Here is a 5,590-nt window from a genome sequence, read left to right as displayed (position 1 = left end):
TTGTCAGCGAGCCCGGCAGGAACAACCGGCATTACCGGCTGGCCCATCACCCCGAGCACGCGCCTTACGTGGATCCCGACCGCTGGATGAACGATACCCCGGCGCAATCCGGTTCGTGGTGGCCGGCCTGGTTCGACTGGCTGGCCCGGAACAGCAGCACCCGCATCGCGCCACCGGACATGGGCAATGCGACCGCCGGCTACAAGCCGCTGGAGCCGGCACCCGGCACTTACGTGCGCCAGCCCTGAAAATTCAGCGATACAGCGTGTTGATGTAATCGGCGCCGATGCCGACTTTGTCGTAATGCGCCTTGCACATGGCGATATACTGGTGCACGTCGAAATAACCGTTCGGCTCCCCGGCCTCGTCCAGCCAGATCAGCGGCCCGGTGACGATGAAGAAAACCTTCATTGGGTCCTTGTGCTCATAGGCCACCAAGGTATGGCCCTCGCCCGGCGTCTCGTAGACAAAATCGCCGGCCGTCGCCGTCCAGTCATGCTCCAGATAGCCCCATTTCCCCGAGATGGTGTAGGCAAACACTTCGTGGGGATGGTAATGCCGGTTCACCAGGCCGGCGCTTTTGGCCATCAGGATGTCGCACCATTTGTTCTGCGACGGCGAAATCCATAACGGCCGCGACGACACCGTGTCGGTGAACGGCACATACAGTTTTTCGTCGTCGGCCGGTGCGTTGGCGATATAGGCCTCGGGCAGCGCATCGGGCTGGAACACCTTGGCGATGGGCTTGAGGTCTCTCCAGAATTCGGTGGTGGCCAGTTCGGGCATGGGGCGCCTCCAATTGTTTTTGGCGTTTGTTTCTGCTGGTCAGATATGCATGCCACCATCGGCCATGAAGACGCTGCCGGTGGAGAAACTGCTCTGGTCGCTGGCCAGGAACAGCACCGAACGAGCGACTTCATCGGCCCGGGCATGGCGGCCGAGCGGGATGATGGAATCGAGGAGCTTGGTGGCGTCGCGGCCGATGGCGGCCGAAAGCCCCACCTCGATATCCTTCTGGAAGCCGTTGTCGATCGGACCAGGCGCGACCACGTTGACGCGGATGCCGCGCGGCGCGGCCTCTTTCGCCGCCGTGCGCATCAGGCCGATCACGGCATGCTTGGAGGTGGCATAGGCGCAGATGCCGGGATCGCTGGTCACGCCCACCACGCTGGAGGTGATGATGATGCTGCCGCCTCTGGCCATTTTCGGCAGGCCGTATTTGCAGGCCAGGAACGAGGCCCGCACGTTGACGGCCATCACCGCGTCGAACACGTCTTCCGGATACTCGGTGATCGGGCTGATCACGCCGCTGATGCCCGCATTGGAAAACAGCACGTCGATGCGGCCCCATTTTGCCATGGTGGCATCGATATAGCCGCGCGTGGCGGCCGCATCGGCCACGTCGGCGGCGCATACCGCCACGCGGTCCGCCGGGGCGTTCAGCTCACGCTTTGCCGCTTCCAGCCGATCCTGCTTCAGGTCCACCAGCATGACGCGGCCACCCTCGCGCAGGAAGGCGGCGGCGCTGGCCAGGCCTAAGCTGCCGGCCGCGCCGGTGACGATGCAGACCTTGTCCTCCAGCAATGCCATGGTGCGCTCCGCTCAGATTGGGTAATGGCCGGGCTGGGTCTCGATGGTGATCCAGCGCAATTCGGTGAATTCCTCGATGCCGGCCTTGCCGCCGAAGCGGCCATAACCCGACGCCTTGGTGCCGCCGAACGGCATCTGCGCCTCGTCATGCACGGTAGGGCCATTGATATGGCAGATGCCGCTTTCGATCCGGCGCGCCACGCCCAGCGCGCGCGGGATGTCGCGGCTGAACACCGCAGCCGCCAGGCCGTATTCAGTGTCGTTGGCGATGCGGACGGCATCGTCCTCGTCGCGCGCCCGCACCACGCAAGTGACCGGGCCGAAGGATTCCTCGTAATAGACTTTCATCTCCGGCGTGACATGGTCGAGCACGCTGGCCGACATGATGGCGCCATCGGCCTTGCCGCCGGCCACCAGCTTCGCACCCTTGGCCACGGCATCGTCGATCAGATGCACCACCTTCTCAGCCGCCTCGCGGCTGACCACGGCACCCAGTGGCGTATTGCCCTGGCGCGGGTCGCCGGCCACCAGCGTCTGCGCCTTGGCGGCGAATTTGGCGACGAAGGCATCGCCCACCTTCTGGTCCACCACGATGCGTTCGGTGGACATGCATATCTGGCCCTGGTTCATGAAGGCGCCAAAGGCGGCGGCCTTCACCGCCTCGTCGAGGTCGGCATCCTCCAGCACCAGGAAGGGCGCCTTGCCGCCCAGCTCCAGCAGCACGGGTTTCAGATGCCGCGCCGCCGTCTCGGCGATGATGCGGCCCACCTTGGTCGAGCCGGTGAAATTGATGCGCCGCACCGCCGGATGGGCGATCAGCGCCTCGACCACTTTCGCGGCATCGGCCGGCGCGTTGGTCACCACGTTCACCACGCCCGGCGGCAGGCCGGCATCGGCCAGCGCCTCGGCAATCAGGCGGTGGGTACCCGGGCAGATTTCAGAGGCCTTGAGTACCACGGTGTTGCCACAGGCCAGTGGCATGGCCAGCGCGCGGGTGGCAAGGATCACCGGCGCGTTCCACGGCGCGATGCCGAGGATGACGCCCACCGGCTGACGAACCGCCATGGCGATGCAGCCCGGCTTGTCGGAGGGGATCACCTCGCCGCCGATCTGGGTGGTCATCGCCGCCGCCTCGCGCAGCATGCCGGAAGCCAGATGCACGTTGAAGCCGGACCAGGCCGCCGTCGCGCCGGTTTCCTCGGCCATGCGGGCGATGAAATCCTTGGCCCGCGCCGCCAGCGCATCGGCCGCCTTCAGCAGATGGGCGCGGCGCGCGTTCGGCCCCAGCGCCGACCAGGCAGGGAAGGCCTTGGCTGCCGCGTCGGCCGCCTTCACGGCATCGGACATATCGGCCGCCGCCGCGCGGCTGGCCACCGCGCCGGTCAGCGGGTTGTGGCGCTCGAAAGTACGGCCGCCGGCGGCCGCGACATCCTTGCCGTCAATCAGCAGATCGATGGTGAACATGTTTGCTCTCCCTATTTTTCAGTGTTTGTCGGTGGCCACGCCCAGATAGGCGCGCTGTACCGCCGGATCGTCGCGCAACGCTGCCGCGCTGCCCTGCCCGACAATGCGGCCGTTTTCGATCAGGTAGCCGCGGTCGGCGATGGCCAGGCTGCGCTTGGCATTCTGCTCGACCAGCAGCACCCCGATGCCGGCCTCGCGCACATGCTCCAGCGCGCCGAACAGCTCGCCGCACATCAGCGGCGACAGGCCCAGCGAGGGTTCGTCCAGCAGCAGGATGTCGGGCGCCGACATCAGGGCGCGGCCGATGGCCACCATCTGCTGCTCGCCGCCGCTCATGGTGCGGGCGGCCTGGTTCATGCGCTCGGCCAGGCGCGGAAACAGGGTCAGCACGCGCTGCAGGTTCTCGGCCTCTTTGGCCCGCGCGCGCTTGGCAAAGGCACCGAGCTGCAGGTTCTCGCGCACGGTCAGTTCGCCGAAGATGCCGCGCCCCTCGGGCACCAGCGCCAGCCCGGCCTCGACGATCTGGTGCGCGCGCAGCCGGCGCAGATCCTGCCCGGCCAGTGCGATGCGGGCATCGGTCGCCATGGGCTGCAACCCGCCGGCGGCCCGCAGCAGCGAGGTTTTGCCACTGCCATTGGCGCCGAGGATCACGACGATCTCGCGCATCGCCACGCTGAGGCTGACGCCATCGACGGCGCGGTGCTTGCCGTAGGACACCGAGAGGTTGGCGATCTCAAGCATCGGCATCCCCCAGATAGGCGCGCACCACTTCCGGGTCGGCCAGCACGGCGGCGGGTATGCCATCGGCGATCCTGCGGCCGGCATTCATCACCACGCAGCGGTCGCACAGCGAGCGGATGGCATCCATCACATGCTCGACCATCAGGATGGCGACGCCTTCGGAGCGCAGCGAGCGGATCAGCTCGATGCCCTGCAGCAGCTCGGTGGGGTTCAGGCCGGCCAGCCATTCGTCCAGCAGCAGGAGTTGCGGTTTCAGGGCCAGCGCGCGGGCCAGCTCCAGCCGCTTCTGGTCGATATAGGTGAGTTCGGTCGTCATCATGTCGGCCCGGCCGGCAAGCCCGACCCGGTCCAGGATATCCCCGGCCTCGCGAACGGCGGCATTCCCCCACAGATGCCGGGTGCCGAACGCGAGGCCGGCCAGCACATTCTCGCGGCACGACAGGGAACCGAGCACACGGACGAGCTGGAAAGTGCGCGCCACGCCCAGGCGGGCGATCCGGTGCGGGGCCAGGCCATGAATGGCCGCGCCACGCAGGCGGATCGTGCCATCATTGGGCGCCAGGGCGCCGGAGATCATGTTCAGCACGGTGGTCTTGCCCGAACCGTTTGGCCCGAGCAGGCCCAGAATCTCGCCGTCGTTGACGGCGAAGTCCACGCCATCCACCGCGACAAGCCCGCCGAAACGGCGGGTCAGGCCAGAGACCTGGAGAAGGTGCGACGCACTCATGGCCGTTTCTCCCCGCCAAAATTGCGGATCGCGCCACGGCCCTGCTCCAGCAGGCCAACGATGCCGCGGGGGATGGCATAGACGATCAGCATGAAGGCCAGACCGATCAGAATGCTGAAATGATTCGGGAAATTGGCCAGCAGGTATTCGAACAGCAACGCCAGCGGCACCACACCCAGCACCGGGCCATAGAGCCGGTGCACGCCGCCCAGCAGGGCCATGATCAGCACCTGGAAGGAGGTGACCGGATTGAAGGCGATGGCCGGATCGATATAGGTCCAGCGCGGCGCCATCACCGCGCCCGACAGGGTCATGAACACGGCACTCAAGGCAAACAGCGCCACCTTGGCGGTGGTGGTGTTGATACCGACATGGCGCGCCACGGTTTCATCATCGCCGATCACCCGCAGGGCCAGGCCAAGGCGCGACCGCCGGATCAGCATGCCGCAGAGAAAAACCAGAACGGCCAGGCCGAGCAGTTGCCAGTATATCTGCTCGGTGGTGATGTCGATGAAGACGTAGCGGCCGAGCGTGCGGGTGATGTTGACCTCGTACCAGGTGACGAGCTGGCGGATCAGCTCGGCCAGGCCGAAGGTGAAGATGACGAAATAGACGCCGGACAGGCGAAGCGTGGAGAGGCCCACCACCAACGCAACGACCACGCCGACAGCCAACGCGATCAGCAGCACCAGTGGCCAGGCCAGAGCCTCGCCGAATACCGCCACCGTATAGGCGCCGATGCCGAAGAAGGCGACGGTGGCCAGCGAGACATAGCGCGTGGGTCCGGAGAACAGCGCCCAGGCGGTGGCCAGCACGGTGTAGTTCAGGATGCTGATTGCCAGCGAGAGGACATAGCCATCGGCATGGAACGGTACCATGGCCAGCACGGCCACGGCGATCAGGGCAAGCGGCGCACCCAGCAAGACCTGGCGGTTCATCGGCCGGCTCCGCCGAACAGGCCCTGCGGGCGAACCAGCAGGATCAGCAGAAAGATCGTATAGGTAGCCGCCAGGGTGAGGCCGGGATCGATCCAGGTGGCGACAAAGGTCTCGGTCAGGCCGAGGATCA

At 66.3% G+C, this 5,590-nt stretch carries 6 protein-coding genes and 1 pseudogene; 1 reads left to right on the top strand and 6 read right to left on the bottom strand.

Annotated features, from left to right (window positions below):
• Positions 1-248: pseudogene (locus Q1J79_RS12430) on the top strand (poly-beta-hydroxybutyrate polymerase); the annotation flags it as partial.
• A 4-nt stretch (positions 249-252) separates the two neighbouring features.
• Here the strand turns inward: Q1J79_RS12430 and Q1J79_RS12425 are convergent.
• Genes Q1J79_RS12425 through Q1J79_RS12400 form a run of 6 tightly spaced genes read right to left on the bottom strand, consistent with a single transcriptional unit; the run spans position 253 to position 5,460 of the window.
• Positions 253-786, bottom strand: coding sequence for a 2,4'-dihydroxyacetophenone dioxygenase family protein (locus tag Q1J79_RS12425; RefSeq protein WP_300300797.1), 534 nt, complete (start codon positions 784-786; stop codon positions 253-255).
• Between the two features lie 39 nt (positions 787-825).
• The gene (locus tag Q1J79_RS12420) at positions 826-1,590 is read right to left on the bottom strand and encodes an SDR family NAD(P)-dependent oxidoreductase (protein WP_300300794.1); all 765 of its coding nucleotides are present in this window, start codon (positions 1,588-1,590) and stop codon (positions 826-828) included.
• 12 nt (positions 1,591-1,602) lie between these two features.
• Positions 1,603-3,054: an aldehyde dehydrogenase gene (locus tag Q1J79_RS12415; protein ID WP_300300791.1), complete on the bottom strand. Its 1,452-nt coding sequence runs from the start codon at positions 3,052-3,054 to the stop codon at positions 1,603-1,605.
• Between the two features lie 18 nt (positions 3,055-3,072).
• Positions 3,073-3,795 carry an ABC transporter ATP-binding protein gene (locus tag Q1J79_RS12410; RefSeq protein ID WP_367182986.1) on the bottom strand — a complete coding sequence of 241 codons (723 nt, stop codon included), beginning with the start codon at positions 3,793-3,795 and terminating at the stop codon, positions 3,073-3,075.
• Positions 3,788-4,522 (bottom strand): ABC transporter ATP-binding protein, encoded by a 735-nt coding sequence (locus Q1J79_RS12405; protein ID WP_300300785.1) that lies wholly within the window; start codon positions 4,520-4,522, stop codon positions 3,788-3,790. The genes Q1J79_RS12410 and Q1J79_RS12405 overlap by 8 nt, the downstream gene beginning before the upstream one ends.
• On the bottom strand, positions 4,519-5,460 hold the full coding sequence (locus Q1J79_RS12400; protein ID WP_300300782.1) for a branched-chain amino acid ABC transporter permease: 942 nt from the start codon (positions 5,458-5,460) through the stop codon (positions 4,519-4,521). The genes Q1J79_RS12405 and Q1J79_RS12400 overlap by 4 nt, the downstream gene beginning before the upstream one ends.
• Positions 5,461-5,590 lie beyond the last annotated feature (130 nt).

Origin of the sequence: Ferrovibrio sp., from assembly GCF_029255545.1 — a bacterium.
GTDB lineage: Bacteria > Pseudomonadota > Alphaproteobacteria > Ferrovibrionales > Ferrovibrionaceae > Ferrovibrio.
Note: the sequence above shows the minus strand (reverse complement) of the source record. Positions and strands in the feature narration are given on the sequence as shown.

What these genes read in the sequence shown, in the direction of transcription:
- Q1J79_RS12410 (WP_367182986.1), bottom strand. Translation starts at nt 3,795, where the DNA reads ATGCTTGAGATCGCCAACCTCTCGGTGTCCTACGGCAAGCACCGCGCC.
- Q1J79_RS12420 (WP_300300794.1), bottom strand. Translation starts at nt 1,590, where the DNA reads ATGGCATTGCTGGAGGACAAGGTCTGCATCGTCACCGGCGCGGCCGGC.
- Q1J79_RS12425 (WP_300300797.1), bottom strand. Translation starts at nt 786, where the DNA reads ATGCCCGAACTGGCCACCACCGAATTCTGGAGAGACCTCAAGCCCATC.
- Q1J79_RS12400 (WP_300300782.1), bottom strand. Translation starts at nt 5,460, where the DNA reads ATGAACCGCCAGGTCTTGCTGGGTGCGCCGCTTGCCCTGATCGCCGTG.
- Q1J79_RS12405 (WP_300300785.1), bottom strand. Translation starts at nt 4,522, where the DNA reads ATGAGTGCGTCGCACCTTCTCCAGGTCTCTGGCCTGACCCGCCGTTTC.
- Q1J79_RS12415 (WP_300300791.1), bottom strand. Translation starts at nt 3,054, where the DNA reads ATGTTCACCATCGATCTGCTGATTGACGGCAAGGATGTCGCGGCCGCC.